Origin of the sequence: Leptotrichia trevisanii DSM 22070 (assembly GCF_000482505.1) — a bacterium.
In the GTDB taxonomy this organism is placed as follows: Bacteria; Fusobacteriota; Fusobacteriia; order Fusobacteriales; family Leptotrichiaceae; genus Leptotrichia; species Leptotrichia trevisanii.
Genome location: NZ_AXVL01000016.1, coordinates 72,952 through 89,223 on the forward strand (window position 1 = coordinate 72,952; position 16,272 = coordinate 89,223).

General features: G+C 32.3%; 13 protein-coding genes. All 13 read right to left on the reverse strand.

From position 1 onward, the window contains the following. Window positions 1–25: 25 nt before the first annotated feature. Window positions 26–3,091, reverse strand: coding sequence for an efflux RND transporter permease subunit (locus K324_RS0104385; protein WP_026748098.1), 3,066 nt, complete (start codon window positions 3,089–3,091; stop codon window positions 26–28). 170 nt (window positions 3,092–3,261) lie between these two features. Next, on the reverse strand, window positions 3,262–4,377 hold the full coding sequence (locus tag K324_RS0104390) for an efflux RND transporter periplasmic adaptor subunit (protein WP_026748099.1): 1,116 nt from the start codon (window positions 4,375–4,377) through the stop codon (window positions 3,262–3,264). Window positions 4,378–4,416: 39 nt separating this feature from the next. After that, on the reverse strand, window positions 4,417–5,691 hold the full coding sequence (locus tag K324_RS0104395) for a TolC family protein (protein WP_026748100.1): 1,275 nt from the start codon (window positions 5,689–5,691) through the stop codon (window positions 4,417–4,419). A gap of 22 nt (window positions 5,692–5,713) precedes the next feature. Continuing rightward, window positions 5,714–6,340, reverse strand: a complete 627-nt coding sequence (locus K324_RS0104400; protein ID WP_026748101.1) for a TetR/AcrR family transcriptional regulator — start codon at window positions 6,338–6,340, stop codon at window positions 5,714–5,716. Between the two features lie 160 nt (window positions 6,341–6,500). Continuing rightward, the gene (locus K324_RS0104405) at window positions 6,501–6,926 is read right to left on the reverse strand and encodes a MarR family winged helix-turn-helix transcriptional regulator (protein ID WP_026748102.1); all 426 of its coding nucleotides are present in this window, start codon (window positions 6,924–6,926) and stop codon (window positions 6,501–6,503) included. A gap of 163 nt (window positions 6,927–7,089) precedes the next feature. Then, the gene (locus K324_RS0104410; protein ID WP_026748103.1) at window positions 7,090–7,650 is read right to left on the reverse strand and encodes a hypothetical protein; all 561 of its coding nucleotides are present in this window, start codon (window positions 7,648–7,650) and stop codon (window positions 7,090–7,092) included. A 92-nt stretch (window positions 7,651–7,742) separates the two neighbouring features. Continuing rightward, window positions 7,743–8,483, reverse strand: a complete 741-nt coding sequence (locus tag K324_RS0104415) for a MipA/OmpV family protein (RefSeq protein WP_026748104.1) — start codon at window positions 8,481–8,483, stop codon at window positions 7,743–7,745. A 133-nt stretch (window positions 8,484–8,616) separates the two neighbouring features. Further along, the gene (locus tag K324_RS0104420; RefSeq protein ID WP_026748105.1) at window positions 8,617–9,828 is read right to left on the reverse strand and encodes a M50 family metallopeptidase; all 1,212 of its coding nucleotides are present in this window, start codon (window positions 9,826–9,828) and stop codon (window positions 8,617–8,619) included. A gap of 121 nt (window positions 9,829–9,949) precedes the next feature. Then, window positions 9,950–10,489 carry a cell division protein SepF gene (locus K324_RS0104425; RefSeq protein ID WP_026748106.1) on the reverse strand — a complete coding sequence of 180 codons (540 nt, stop codon included), beginning with the start codon at window positions 10,487–10,489 and terminating at the stop codon, window positions 9,950–9,952. An 11-nt stretch (window positions 10,490–10,500) separates the two neighbouring features. Next, window positions 10,501–11,184: a YggS family pyridoxal phosphate-dependent enzyme gene (locus tag K324_RS0104430; protein ID WP_036095124.1), complete on the reverse strand. Its 684-nt coding sequence runs from the start codon at window positions 11,182–11,184 to the stop codon at window positions 10,501–10,503. A 71-nt stretch (window positions 11,185–11,255) separates the two neighbouring features. Further along, a complete protein-coding gene (hemW, locus tag K324_RS0104435; RefSeq protein WP_026748108.1) occupies window positions 11,256–12,785 on the reverse strand; it encodes a radical SAM family heme chaperone HemW in 1,530 nt (509 codons plus the stop codon). Window positions 12,786–12,949: 164 nt separating this feature from the next. Continuing rightward, complete coding sequence (locus K324_RS0104440) at window positions 12,950–14,668, reverse strand: phospho-sugar mutase (RefSeq protein ID WP_026748109.1); 1,719 nt, start codon at window positions 14,666–14,668, stop codon at window positions 12,950–12,952. A 148-nt stretch (window positions 14,669–14,816) separates the two neighbouring features. After that, window positions 14,817–15,986, reverse strand: coding sequence for an MFS transporter (locus K324_RS0104445; RefSeq protein WP_026748110.1), 1,170 nt, complete (start codon window positions 15,984–15,986; stop codon window positions 14,817–14,819). Between the last annotated feature and the right edge of the window lie 286 nt (window positions 15,987–16,272).

The window sequence follows — 16,272 nt, forward strand, 5'->3', positions numbered from 1 at the left end:
ACCTCCTTTTCTTTAAAGTTTATTATTATTTATTTTGTGATCTTTCAGCCATTTTTTTTGCTTTTCTTGCTTCCTCTTTTGCCTTTTGTCTTCTTTCTTTTCTTTCTTCAACTATAGAATAAGCTACAGGTATAAAGAATAATGTCAGCAATGTACAGAACGAAAGTCCAAACATAACTGCTACCGCCATTCCTTGATAATATCCCGAACTTCCCTTACTTGAAAATATCATTGGAGTCCATCCAAGTACTGTTGTAAGAGTTGTCATAAGTATCGGACGTAGCCGTGAACCTGCCGCTTCCACAAGTGCCTCCTGAATTTCCATACCCTTTTGCCGCAGACTTGATACGAAATCCAGTAACACAATCGCATTATTAACTGCCATACCAAACAACATCAGAATACCAATCATAACAAACATGCTAAGCTGTATTCTCGTTACAGCCAGCCCAAACATTACTCCAATCATTGACAATGGTAACGCCAACATCATTATTATCGGTAAAACAAATGATTCAAGCTGTACTGCCAGTACGATATAAATAAGTGCTATTGAAAGAATAAGGGCATTCATAATTTCTCCACCCATTTCCTGTTGACTTTGGGCATTTCCGGCTGGAGTTATTTTATATCCTGCCGCAGGATTCGTCTTTTGGAATGAATCATTTACAAATTTTGACGCATCATTCAACCCTTTTGATTTATCCAGATTTGCCCCTACTGTTACAATTTGAGAACCGTTGTAAGTTTCTATCGAAGCTGCACCTTCCACCTGTTTCATTGTGGCTATATCTCCCAGCCTTACAAACTGCCCCTCACTTGTTTTTATCATTATATTCAGTATTTTGTCAAGTGAATTTTTATATTGATCCTCAAATTCTATATGAACTTTTAATGTTTCTGTATTTTCGGTAATTTCTATCGGATCTACTCCTAAAACCGTCTGATTCAGCATTCTAGTTATATCTGTAACGCTTAATCCATAACTTTCGGCTTTCACTCTGTTTACATCCAGTTGTGCCTGTGGGTATCCACCTTCTGATGAAGATTTTACATCCTTAAACCAAGCCTGCTGCTTCATATCCGCCATAATCGCATTGGCAATTCTGTTGATTTCTTCAGCGTTATCCCCTTCCACTTGGAAAGAATAGTCTTTTGAAACTGAACGTCCTCCAGCTTTTTGCGGAGAAACTGCAATTGTAACGTTTGGAATATTGCTCATTTTTTGACGCATTCTCTCCATAGCCTTCATTGTGTCCTTTTTTACATCGACATTGACTATTGCCGCCTGAGCATTTACTATTGTAGTATAATTTTTTGTAACAGGATCTTCTTTTACTATCTGCTCCATCTGCTTAGAAATCTCATGTGCCACTTCCACGTCAAGCCCTGTCGAAAGCTGTGCAACCACCGAATACTCATCATTGTCAATCGTTGGGAAAAATGCTGTTTTTACAGTTTTTCCAAGTCCAAAAACGACTACGATAAATAAGACTATTACTCCTATTATAACTACCTTTCTATTTTCAAGTGCCTTTTTTACAAGATTTTTATATTTATCCCTGAAAGCATTAAATCTGTATGCTTTACCTGCTGCACCTGATATTTTCTCAATATTAAGAAATATACTCGAAGCCATCGGGATAAACAGCATTGCCACAACAATTGAAGTTGACAGTGCAAACATCATTGAAAACGAAATCCCTGCAAACACTTCCTTTGAAAATCCTGGAAATAACACTATTGGTAAAAATACGCAGACTGATGTTGCTGTTGAGGCTATCATTGGAAGTATTACCTCATTTGTTCCACGTACCGCCGCAACCAGTGCAGGTTCCTTATTAATCTGGATATGATCAAATATATTATCCAGCGTAACTACCGCATTATCCACCAGTGATCCTATTGCAAGTGCAAGTCCCATAAGTGAAATTAAGTTTAACGTGATTCCCTGTGTATTTAAAAGGAAAAAAGTAAACGCAGCTGATATTGGAATAGACATTCCAACCACAAGTGAAGCCCTTAAATCCTTCAAAAATACTAATAATACAATTACTGTTATAACCAACGCCTGCAACCCGTTATTCGTTACGTTAGAAATTGCCTCTTTTACCTTTATACTGTTGTCAACTACTATTTCATACTTTGCACCCGCTGGAAATAACGGTTTCATCTTTTCCAATTCCTTTTTTGCAATATTTGCAATTTCAACCAGATTCCCATCTTTACTTTTCTGAATTACAACGGCTACCATGTCCTGTCCATCATATTTTGCATAAGATGTTCTATCCTTATTTCCATATTCAACAATTGCCACATCGCTTAATCTTACTGTCTGATTATTATTATTGGAAATTATAATATTCTGTATCTGATCCAGCTGTTTCAATTCCCCATCAACTCTTAGGATAAACTCTTTTGAACCATCTTTTACTGTACCTCCTGGAACAATTGTGTGGGCTGCCTGAATCTTAGCGTATATTTCCCCTGGAGATAAATTGTAAGCCTGTAGTTTGTATGGATCCAATTTTACCTTTACCTGTCTTGTCGCATTACCAAATACAGATATATTTCCAACCCCTCTGTTTCTCTTTAATCTTGGTTCCATTGTTTCTTCTATGAATGAAGTAATTACTGACTGATCTGCTCCCCTTATCGCAACCATCATTGCCATATCCGAATTTCCACCAGCCACATTCAATTTTGAAACTATCGGATCATCTGCATCAGATGGCAAATCTTTTTTTATTTTATCTATTTCAGACTGTATCTGTACCTGTTTTATATCCGTATCCGTACCAAAGTTAAATTCCACCATAACACTTGAACTTCCATAAGTCGAACTTGTTGAAATATTTTTAATACCATCAACATTAAGTGCCGCATCTTCTATCTTTTTTGAAATCTGAGTTTTAACATCCTCCGAAGCCGCTCCAGTCCAAGTCGTATTAACGGCTACCATCGGAAAGTTAAAATCTGGTATCAATTCCTGCTTCATTGAACGCATAGCCACAACACCTGAAAAAACCATGAATATCAGTATCATAGTTGTAGAAACGACTCTCTTCGTTGCAAAATCTGCTACTGTCATTTTTTTTCTTCTCCTTAATTTTTTTGCTTTTATCTGATTTTCTATCTACTTATCCATTTTTATTTTTTATAAAACAGCCAAACAGATTAAAAAAATACCAAATTTTCAAAATCTGCCTGACTGATTGCCATTTAAAGTTTATTTTACATTTTTTTATTCAGAGCCAAGATTTACTGCACTTTTCTCACTGCTTCATTAGCCTGTACAACATTTTGTCCATCTACTATAAGCTCTACACCTGCAGTAAGCCCATTTCCAGTAACTGCCGCCATTTCCTGATTTTGATTTGTAACTTTTATCGGTATTGCAACTGCCTTACCATTTTGGACTATATAAACTACTTGTTCAACTCCCCTTACAACGATGGCTTTTTTAGGGATTATTATTCCATTTTCCGCTCCAGTGTCTATGCTTGCTGTTCCATACATTCCACTTTTTAGCCTTCTGTCCGGATTAGGAATCTTAACTTTTACAACGAATTGTCTTGTCGCCGAGTTTGCCGCAGCAGATACTTCATATACAGTTCCTACCATTTCTTCCCCTTGCAGCTCGTCAATTTTCACTTTAGCCTGTGTTCCAACGTGAATTTTACTGATTATGTCTGCTGAAACTCCTACTTCCAGTTTCATTTCAGATTCATTTACCACAGTAAACAAGGCACTTCCTGCTGATGTCTGCTGGTGAAGTTCCAGATTCATATTTGCAACAGTTCCTGTTGTATTTGTCTTTATTACAGATTTTCTATTTGTATCGTTTGCAGAATCCAGCTCTGCCCGTGCCGAACTTAAACTGTTTCTTGAGGCGTTTAATTGTGCCCTTGCAGCATCATAGTTAGTTTTTGCCTTTAGATAGTCTGTTTCTGTTACCAGTCTTTTGTTGTAAAGCATATTGTATTTTTCGTAATTGATTCTCGCTTCTTCAAGTGCAGCCGCAGCTGAATTGATATTTGACGAAGCTGTGTTTACGTTTGAAGCCGCACTTCTTACATTTGATCTGGCAGCCTGATTATCAATTGATACGATTACCTGTCCCGCATTTACGCTGTCCCCATTTTTTGCATTTATTACAACTACTTCTCCAGAAGAAGTCGCTGTGTAAGGTACCTCCTCAATTCCCTTCAAAGTTCCGCTCGCCGTATATCCCAAGGAAATTGAATTTTGTCCGATAACCTGCACTTTTACTGGCCTTGCGTTATTTGTTACAGCCTGTTTTTTCTTTCCACAAGATATGGTAAACATCGCAAGTATTGCCAAACCTGCTATGATTTTTTTATTATATAATTTCATTGTTTATTTCCTCCCATTTTCATATTTTATCAAACCTGATTAATCAAGAAAAGCTCCATACTGTGATACAAGATAATAATATTGAAGTCTTGAATTTGCATAATTTACACGGCTTTGTCTTAATTTTGCCTCTGCATCAAGCAAGTTGTTCATTGTTATCAAATTATAGTTATATCTTTCCTTTTCCAGTTCATATGTCTCTTCCGCACTTTCCACCGCAACTCTCAATGCTTCCAGACTTTTTTCAAGTGCCTGTAACTTATAATATGTTTTTCTCATATTTGCCTTAACCTGCTCTAATGTCTGTTCTGATTTCACAGCTGCAATTTCCTCAGTTTTTTTGGCATATTTTACATCTTCTTTTCTTTTTCCCCAGTCAAAAATGTCCCAAGTGAATTTTACTCCTGCTGCCGATGAAAAATCCTTCACTTCAAATGCATCCTTTAACTTATTTTTTGAACTTAATGCTCCATAATTTACTACTCCATTAATTACTGGAAAAAAGCTTGCCCTTTCCAGCTTTGTATTTTTTTTGCTTATATCAATCTGTTTCTGTGCAATTTTATACTCAGTATTCTGTGTTGTCAATTTTTCCATATCCTTTTTCAAGTCAATCGTCTTAGTAAAATTATCTTCCACTCCAAATGGAACTATTTCAATGCTGCTTGGATTCGGCACTCCAATCAGTATTCCCAAAGATTCTTTTGCAATTTCAATATTTCCCTGCTGTTCTACAATTTGTGCCTCCATAGCCTTCAGGCTTCTTTCAGCTTCCCTGTATTCAGGCTTTGTAACCATTCTCAAATTATATTTCTCAGTCTGAATCTTATAATTTTCATCCAACGCTTCCTTCGATTTTTGCAGCACGCCAAGTGTACTAATCGCATCATACACATCAATATATGCCTGAACTGTACTCAAAACCGTATCTTTCTTTGTCTTATCCAATTTCAGCTCAGCTAATTTCAAGTTATCTTTACTTATTTCATTTCCCAGCTTTAATTTTCCACCTGTAAAAAGTGGCTGTGATAATGACAGATATTGCTGATATGCTTCCCCTGTCTTTTTTGACATAACATTTTTAAAGTAGGCATTTGCCGAAGCGTTGTAACTCACTGTAAAAAATCTCTGTTTCCACGTTCTGCTTACATCTATCTGTTCTCTATCCATTTCCAGCATTCCCACTTTTATATCCTTATTATTTTTCACCGCCATTTCAGCAGCTTCCTGAATCGTTATCTTTTGTGCAAAATTGGGAATTGCCATTAATAACAGCAATATTGGTGCTACTATTTTATTTTTGTTCTTTTCCATTTTCCCTTCTTCCTTCCTGAACCTATTTTAGTGCATTATTTATAAATTTTATTATTTCCTTCAACGAATTTTCAATTTTATCTGTATTTTTTATATTGATTAACTCGTCATCCTTCATATTCCTGAAACTTTTTAAGACAAATTCATCATAAAAAAATTCCTCTATTGAAATTAATATGAATTCCGATATAATCTGAGCTTTATATTTGTTACCATTTTTCCTGTTAAATTTTTCAACAATATTTGTTTTTATAAAATCAATTGATTTTTCCCGCAGTTCTTCAAAAAAATCCCTTAATTTTGGATCAATTGAATATTTCTCAACATTGTTTAACCGCATATTATTCAATATTTTAACAGCATTATTCATTTTAGTATTTGCATAATCCTCCAAAATTTTCTCTGGCACCTGATTAGTATCTATCGTTTCAAGAGTATCTATTATTTCTTTTTTTATTTTCCCCAAAATTTCATACAGTAACTCATCCTTAGTTGCAAAATACGTATAAAAACTCCCTTTCGACACTCCCAGTTCCTTCGTAATATCCTCCACCTTTGTTTCCTCATACCCGTTTTTTGCAAACAGTTCCCACGCCTTATCGACGATTTTTTTCCTTTTCTGGCTCTTCACACTTTTCTTTCTTTCCAAGTATCTCCCACCTAACAATCAAGATTGACCCACAAGTCATTGTAATATAATATAATTTTTTTTCTATTTTGTCAATTATTTTTCTACTTAGAAATCTATTAAAATACGGATATAAATCATATTTTTAAATTTTTTTAGATTTTTGTCATTTTTTTCTTATTTATTTTTTAAAATTACTTTTTATTTTTACTAATAATTTTTCTAGCATCTCTCTTTCATTTTTATTCAATACGCCTAAAAAACTTTCATATATCCTATTTGCAATTTGCTGATCTTTTTCTAAATAATTTTTCAGTTCATCTGAAAGCTGTATATATGAAAATCTTTTATCCTCTTCTGATACTTCTTTTATTACATATCCTTTTTTCAGATATTTATTAATTATCTTAGTTCCTGCAGGCTTTGACACTTTAGAAATTTTTGAAAATTCAGTTAAATTCATTTTTTGTGCTTCAAGGATTATTCGTAAATAATAAAAGTCTCTTTCAGATAATTCTAATCTTTCTTCTATCCCTTCACTAATTTCATAATATCTTTCTAAAAATTTTTTATTTATTTCTTCTACCAATTCAAACAAATTTATCATTTTTTCTCCCCAAATATTTTCTTAATACTAATAATCAAAACTGTTTATTAAATTTAAAAATTACCATTTTTTATCCAAATTCCAATACTATTTAACTTTATTAGGGCATCTCAAAAAACTTTACTATTTTACAAGTTTTAAGAAATGCCCTAAACTCTAGTGATTATTTAAACAAAACGTTCCCTATTGTTTGAGTTATCGCCGTTATTATCGGTAACAACAAAATTATCCCCCAAAACGAAAAATATATTTTATTACCTGATACATCAAAATTATTTTCTATCGGTATTCCCTCATTTTCTAGATATTTTTCAAATTCCATTACTTTTTTCCGTAAATAAATCTTTTCATTTTTTGAAGGAAATATTCCCGAATTAACAAAAAAAAGAAAGCTCTCATTCTGTGTTTTTAAATAAATTTTATTTCCATAACCATATTCCACTTTGTAATCTTTTAATATAACATTTTCTTTATTAAAATATAAATTTCCATTTTCTATTTTTAGCTCTTTCCTTTTAGTTAAATAATAAAATATCCAATAACCTAAAAAAAAGAACATCCCTATCTGAAATATTTTATTTCCCAAATTTCTTTTACTTAAAAAAGCAAGCACTAAACGAATAATATTAACAATAACGCTAATAATAAAAACAACTTTTAATTCCATTGGAAATTTTTTGAACACAAACCCTTTTATTGTTAAATTCATATTTTCTTTTTGCATTTTAATCACCACCTAAATATAATTTTTCACCATGATACAAAATCTCACAGTTTCTACGTTTTCAAACATATTTCAATTTAGAATACTTTTTTCTAAAACGAAAATGATGTCCCTACAGTAACATGATAACTAGTCTTATTATTTACAATCGGACTTTTTCTAATTTCTTTTGAATATTTTGTCAACCCTGCTAAAGCAAAAACTCCAAATCTATCATTAAATGCGTAATTGCTTCCTACACCAAAACCATAAGAATATGATGATTTTGGAGAGTATTTGGAAGTTATTTTCCCACCTATTTCATTCTCCTTTATTCCGAAATAATAATCTGTATATTTTTTTGAATATAATGTAACATTAGTTTCTGCAAATGTACCAAATTTTTCTGTAATTGGTAAATAAACCGTTACATCCATTCCGCCGCTCATACCTCTTTTTCCACCTTGTAATGATACATTGGTAGCTATATTTTCAAAATTATATCCTATACTTCCACTTGCTGCAACCTGCGTATTTCTTTTCTTAATACTTCTGTAACCTTCTTTCATTTCATTAGGCTTTAATTTAAAACCATCAGAAAAAATAACAGAACCTGTAACAGATAAATTTTCTGTTATTTCTTGCCTATAACCCAACGATCCTAAACTAATTTCTAAATTGGCAAAATTTGAATTAAAAGTTGCGTATGGCATATAACCTGATCTTTTCTTTGTTTTATACATATCTTGAAAATACGCTCCTCCTATTGAAATCTTGTTCTTATGTCCATCTTCCTTTTCTGCAAATATCGTAACCGCATTCAGCAGTGTAGCCAATAATACTAATTTTTTCATTTTATCCTCCTAAAAATTATTTAACTTCGTTAATTAACTTAGTTAATTATATTATATATTTTAAATTTTGTCAAGAAAATAAAAAACAGAGATAAAATTTTATATCCCTGTTTTTTTTTATTAAATTCTATAACTACTTATTAAAATACTTAGTAACATCAGAAAATACAATAACCAGCATTAATACAAGTAAAAATATCATTCCAATCATATGTATTCTTTCTTCTATTTTTTTATTTATTTTTATTCCAAAAAATTCAGGAATGACGAATATCAGCCTTCCCCCGTCAAGTGCCGGAATAGGCAGCAGGTTCATAATTCCAATATTTATTGAAATAAGAATAAATATCCCAAGCAGTGCAAAAAATCCACCTTGCCCATAAGCCTGCCCAACAATTTTAGGTAGTCCAACAGGCCCTGTCATTTCCTTCATTGCCACTTTCCCCGTTACCAGCATTCTCACGCCATCCAGAGTCAACTTAAAATAATCTCCAAACATTATAAAACTCATTTTTATTCTTTCACCGACATTAGTTTTTTGTGGCAAAACCTGTATTCCAAGCAGATTTGCCTTCACCTCACCGTAGTAAGTCAATTTCACATTTTCTGTAATTTCCTTGTTATTTCTCAAAATTTTCAAGCTTACATCTTCATTTTTATAATTCTTACTAATTTTCGCAACTTTTTCCGACATTTCCACCCAGTTTGACACATTTTCCCCATTAACTGCCAAAATTCTGTCGTTTATCTGCAATTTTTCCTTTGCTCTTGAATTTACCTGAATTTCCCCGACAACTGGTGCCGTATATTTTATAGGCATAATCCCAGTTATGGAAAGCAACACAAACAATGCAATCAATGCTGAGATAAAGTTCATCATAACTCCTGCAATCAACACAACAAACCGGCTAAACGGCGACTTTGTAAAAAATCCATTCTTCTGAATATTTTCCTGCTTTTTCACTTCCTTTTCTATAACCTTATCCAGCCTTCTCGACACTTCATTGACAAACTCTTCATCTCCAATTCCCTCAGTTTCATTTTTTATCCCCTTTATCTTTTGCTCTCTTTTCAATTCCTCAATAATTTCATCAGTCTTTTCCTTCTTAAACCCCTCCAAATCAAATTTTTCAGGCTGCATTCCCTCAATATTGACAAATCCCCCAAGGGGCAATGCCCTAATCGAATAAACCGTTTCCCCTTTCCTCACCGAAAAAATCCTAGGCCCCATCCCAATAGCAAACTCCGAAACAGGCATCCCAAAATATTTAGCTGTAGCAAAATGCCCCAATTCATGCAAAAATACTATTATCCCCAAAATTAATATCGTAAAAATTATTCCCATCTATCTATTCTCCCATTTTCTTATTTTTTATTCCTAAAATAAATTATTAAAAAATACTGCTTTAAATGAGAAAAACCCATAAAAAGCAGCTGAATTTCAAAACTTAACTTAATATTTAGTATTATAATAAGTTACTATCTCTTGATTCTTCTCCCAACGAAGCATCAATATCTTCATAGTCAATTCCAACTGGAATAGAAGTTAAAACTTTGTCAGTAACTTTTGAAAGGTGGGCATTCATTGCATAGGCAGCTCCACTCACAAAATCTATTACTCTTTGTCCCACTTCATATTCTAAAAATTCCAAACTGAATGTTACAACTTTATTTTCTTTTATTGCATCCGCAATTAATCTCGAATCTTCAAAAACTTTTGGTCTGATAATCGAAACATAGCTTACTTTTGACGACGCCATTTTTGTAATTTCCTCCTTTTTTCCTACTCCAAAAAGACTTCCAATGCCTTTTTTCTCTTCTGGTTGTTTTTCCTGTTCAACCCGGTTTGCTGTCGGTTTTGGTTGAACTTTTGCTTGTTGAGTTTGTGACGGCTGTTCTACTACCGTTTCTTTTCTTTCATCATTTGACAATTCTTCAGATAACTCATCGTCATCATCTTCAATATCATCGCCAAAAAATTCCATTAATTTTCTTTTAAGTCCCAAAGCATAACCTCCTATTCAAATAACTTGCTTCCTATTCTAATTATAGTCGCCCCATTTTTCAAGGCTTCTATATAATCATTCGACATTCCCATGGAAATTTCAGTAACATAATCATATTGCTTCTGATATTCTTCTTTTAATTTTCTCATATTTGAAAAATAATCATTTATTTCATCCTCAGATGCTTCAAGTGGAGCCATAGTCATAAAACCAGCTATTTTTACATTACTCATAGAAAAATATTTTCCGCTATCTTTTTTAAAATCTTCAATGTAAACTCCTGTTTTTGATTCTTCCTTTGAAACATTAATTTGAACCAATCCATTTATAACTCTGTTATTTTCAATAGCTTTTTTATTTATTTCATCTAAAAGTTCATAAGAATCAATCGAATGTATTAAATTCACACTATTAATTATATACTTTATTTTATTTTTTTGCAACCTTCCAATAAAATCCCATTTGATATTTTTATATTTTTCATCTGAAAATTCATTTAGCTTGTCCCGATAAAGCTGAGCCCGATTTTCACCAAAATAATCATAACCCATCTCAATCAGAGCCTTATGTTCTTCCACATTAAAATATTTACTCACAAACAAAATTTTCACTTTTTCAGGATATGGAGAATATTTTTTTATATCTTCCAAGATTTTCCCATAATTCTTATGAATTTTTATGCTATCCAGTTCCATTTTTGCTCCTTATTATTTTTGACTTGCTTTATATATGATATTTTTACAGTTACACTATTATAACCTTTTTTTCAAATAAATTCAACAAATACATCATTTGCCAGCATCATTCCCTTTTTTGTCAATCGAAGCCTTATTTCATAAGCATTTCCATCCACTTTTTCATCAAAACATTCATTATTTTTAACTTTATTTTTTATTTCTTTTTCTTTTGTAATAATAAATTTTTCAATTTTTTCAACTTTTTTTTCAGAAAAATCCATTTTTTTTACGACAAATTTTTCCATCAACCCATTTTTTATAAGTTTTTCAACCTTCTTATCCTCAAAATACTCAATTCCCTCCTGAATCAACCTTAACCCCAACATTTTCTTCAATTTTTCACTTTCAATCTCATCCACAACTTCAATCGTACTTTCATCAATTGGCAAATTTGCACTATCAATTAAATTGTAATATTTCTTAAACGTCCTTACGTTGCTATGCCGGTTTTCACCATAATAAGCCGCCGCACTCATCCCTACACCAATAAATTTCTTATTTCTCCAATATTTTAGATTGTGTCTTCCACCATTTTTCTGCCTTCCCTTAATAATTTCAAAATTTTCTACATTTTCCAGCAATTTATTTTCTAATTTTTGATTTTTTAAATTATTATTCTCTAAAATCCTATTTTCAGTCCTTATTTTTGCAAAATTCACATTCTCTGACATATCATTTTCATATATTTTATTTTGCAAACCAAAATTATAAACTTCATCATTTTTTTTCAAAACATCTTCATTATTTTTTATTTCTGAAAAATTTTGAAAATCTATTTTTTTTTCTAAATTATAATTTTTGTTAATATTTCTATTTCCCTCAAAATTCCCATCAATTCTACAAAAATTCGATATTTCATAATGACAGTACCCATTTTCATTAAAAAACTCAATAATCATCTCATACATCTGAGCTTCCACATCCTGATCAATTTCCGACAAAATCCCCTTTTGCAACTTGCTCCAGAAAACAGTGCCTTCCTCCCAGATAAGCGAATAAATCGACACATTTTCAGGCCTCAATTTCTTCAAAATTTCCAAATCCTTCTGCAAATCCTCAATACTCTGATTAGGAATCCCAAACATCAAATCCACTGTTATATTCTCAAATCCAGCTTTTCTAGCCATTTTATACACATTTATCGCTTCTTCCGAGCTATGCTGTCTCCCAATAAATTTCAGCACATGATTCTGAAAACTCTGTATCCCAATACTAAGCCGATTTATCCCAGTTTCCCTAATCTTTCTCAATTTTTCCAAAGTCATATCCGTCGGATTCAATTCCAAAGTAATCTCTGCATTTCCAGTCCACTCCAATTCATCCATTACGTCTTTTATCATCCCAACTGGCAATACTGATGGTGTCCCTCCACCAAAATAAATCGTGTCATACTTAAACTTTGGATACATCCTAATTTCCCTAATCAAATAATCCACGTATCTTCTATACTCCTTTTCCATCCGCACAAACGTACAGAAATCACAATATTCGCATTTCTTGTCACAAAATGGAATATGAATATATATCGCATCAATATCTTTTTCTTTTATTTCTATCATTTTTCACAAGTTCTCTCTAAAATTTTGTTATATTTTTTTATTTTGTGTTGACAAATCTTTTTTATATACAAAAGCAGATCTGAAACAAAAAAGATCAGAAAAAACTGAACTTTTGCCAAAAATTGGACATTTAGTTTAAGTAATCTTCTGATCTCTTTAAAAAATTATAATCCTAAAAATTTTGAAAATTCTTCCATTGTTTTATCAAGTTTTGCTTTTACATTTTCGTTTGAATCTGCATTTACGCTAAAGTAGAATTTGATTTTTGGCTCTGTTCCAGATGGACGGGCTGTAATGTAAGTGTTGTCTTCAAGAACAAATTGTAAAACGTTTTCCTTTGGTAATTTTATTTCAGTTTCAGCTCCTGTTTCCAGGTTGTATTCTTTGTGTGAGAAGAAATCACGTTTAATTTTTATTTTTTTACCAAGCAGTTCATCTTTTACATTTTCTCTCAAGTTAGCCATAAGAGCCGCCATTTGTTCAATTCCATCTTTTCCTTTAAGAGTTACAGATTTTATTCCTTCTAGATAATATCCAAATTCTTTGTATAATTTTTGTAATTCTTCGTAAATTGAACTTCCGATTGAATCATAGTAAGTAGCCATTTCAGCGATTACCATTGAAGTTACCAACGCATCTTTATCTCTTGCGTGAGTTCCAATCAAATATCCATAACTTTCCTCAAATCCAAACAAGTAAGTTCCGTCCAATTCCTTATTTTCAAATTGTCTAATTTTTTCTCCGATATACTTGAATCCTGTCAACGTTTTCATAACTCCAACATTTTTTGAAGGTGCAACTACATCGATCATCGGCGTAGAAACAACTGTTGTTATAACTTTTGCATTTACAGGAATATCTTTCTTGTTGTTTAATAAATATTGCAGCAATAATAATCCAACTTGGTTTCCGTTTGGATAATACCATTCATTTTTGTCATCTTTTACAGCGATACCAATTCTATCAGCATCAGGATCGTTTGCCATAACTAATTTTGCTCCAATTTCATCAGCCTGTTTTGTTCCAAGAGCAAATGCGGCTTTTTCTTCAGGATTTGCATAAGTTACAGTTGGAAAGTTTCCATCTGGCTCAATTTGTTCCTTCACAACTTCATAGCTGTATCCAAAATCAGATAAAATTCGTTTCATTGGACGTCCACCAGTTCCATGAAGCGGAGTGTAAACTATTTTGAAATTTTCTTTTCCTGGAATATCTGTTTTTAAAGTCTGTGTTTTAATTGCATCTAAATAATCATCGTCAATTTTTCCATCCAATTGAATAATTAACCCTTTTTCTCTTCCTTCTGCTTCAGAAATGACTTTAATTTCTTCAAGAGTTTGAATTTTATTAACTTCAGCAACAATCGCAGGTGCATGAGGATCTACAACTTGAGCTCCGTCATCCCAGTAAACCTTGTATCCGTTGTATTCCACAGGGTTATGTGATGCAGTTACGACAATTCCAGCCATAGTCCCTTTGTATCTCACACCAAACGACAATTCAGGAGTAGAACGTAAATCTTCATAAATATAAGCCTTAATTCCATTGGCAGCCATAACTCTCGCTGTATTTAGTGCATATTCCCTTGAACCGATTCTGCAGTCATGAGCAATAATAATTCCTTTTTCCTTTGCCAATTTTTCGTCAAAACCTAACATATAATTTGCAAGCCCTTGTGTTGCCTTTCTAATTACGTATTTATTAATTCTGTTAGTTCCAATCCCACGAACACCTCTAATTCCACCAGTTCCAAAACTCAAATCCTTGAAAAATCTGTCTTCGATTTCCTTTTCATTTCCAGACAGACTTCTTAATTCTTCCTTGTCCTTTTCATCAACAGCTTCTGAATTTAACCAGTATTCATATTTTTTCATATATTCCATGGTACGCCTCCTAAAAATTTTATTTAAACAATTTTAATTTCTATTATTTTTGCATTTTATTTTCAAACTAAATATCTTCAAAAATTTTTCTACTCTATATTAATTTTACCATATTTATCTAATTTAACAAGTACCTAAATGAAAAAAATTACAATTTTTTTACTAAAATTAAAACTAGCACGAAAGACATTACAATAATATTCACAATAAATGGCAAAAAAGGGTTAAAATTTAACAAATGCCCAGAAAGCAACGAACCAATTGCAGTTCCAAGCGAGCCTACCGCCGAAGCCACTCCCAATATTTTCCCCTGATTTTCCCTATATCTCTGAGCAATAATCGTATTCCCGAGCGAACGCACAATTTCATAAGTCATCGTATAAACAGCCATCAGAATATACGGAGTTACACCTAATTTTACTCTGAAAAAAATTCCCGCCATCAATATTATCCCAACAAAAATCAAAAATTTATAAATACTTTTTTCCTTAAATTTTTTTAGCAATTTTCCTAATAAAAATGCAGTTCCAAAAAAAGCAAGCAATGACGAGCACATTACAAAAGTCCCAATCGTATCAGAAGAAACTTTTTCATAAAATTTCAAAAAATAATTTAATGCACTTCCATAAGAATAAATTCCGATTCCTGAAAGTAAAATTATAAGGCAGAAAAACTTAGAATACCCATCCAATTCCTTAATGTATCTAAAAGTTGCAAATGGATTCAAATCCTTTTTACTCTTTTCTTCCACTAAATTACTATCTTTTTTCACAATTTCCTTCATAATTAGCAAAATAATTATTGAAACAATACTTCCACCAACAAACTGTAATGCAAAGGAAAATCTCGGATCATCCATAGCAGTTGCGGCAAATCCTCCTATTTTCTGTCCAATCGCCCCACCGATTACAGTTGCAGAACTTACTTTAGCAATATTTTTTGCTTTTTCCCCTTTTTCAGAAAGCTGGCTCACATATCCAAATGCCACAGCATACGTCCCTCCAGAAGCAAATCCCGAAATCATCCGTGCTAGAAATATGAGCGGTAAATTCGTACCAAATCCAAAAATAAGCTGCGACATTCCATAACAAACCGGCATAAACATAAATATCCTCTTCATCCCAACTCTATCTGCCAAAGCCCCTAAATAAGGCGAAGAAATAAACATCGCCGTACTCATAAACGCCAGCAATTCCCCCGAAATACTCTTCTTCCATCCCCTCAGTTCAATTAGTGCAGGCGTTGCAGGATGCCCTAAATTATAAACAATAATACATAAGAACATCAGTATTATCATCCTATCTATATTTTTTTTCATTTTTCCATCTCCTTTCCTTTTAAATATTTCTGTTAATTCTAATACTATTTCCTGTTTAAATTGCAGAAATCAAAAAAATCATGAAATTAAAGTCTTTTTTTACAAGATTATCCTACTATGCTTGTTTATTAACTATTTTTGATAAAAAAAGCCGAATAGAAATTCGGCTGATTTTTTTGTATAATATATTTATGATAAACATTACACAAAATAAACTAAAATATATTTTCAGTAACAACAATATTTTACTAGATTCCTTAAAATTTTGCAAGAAAAATAATATTGG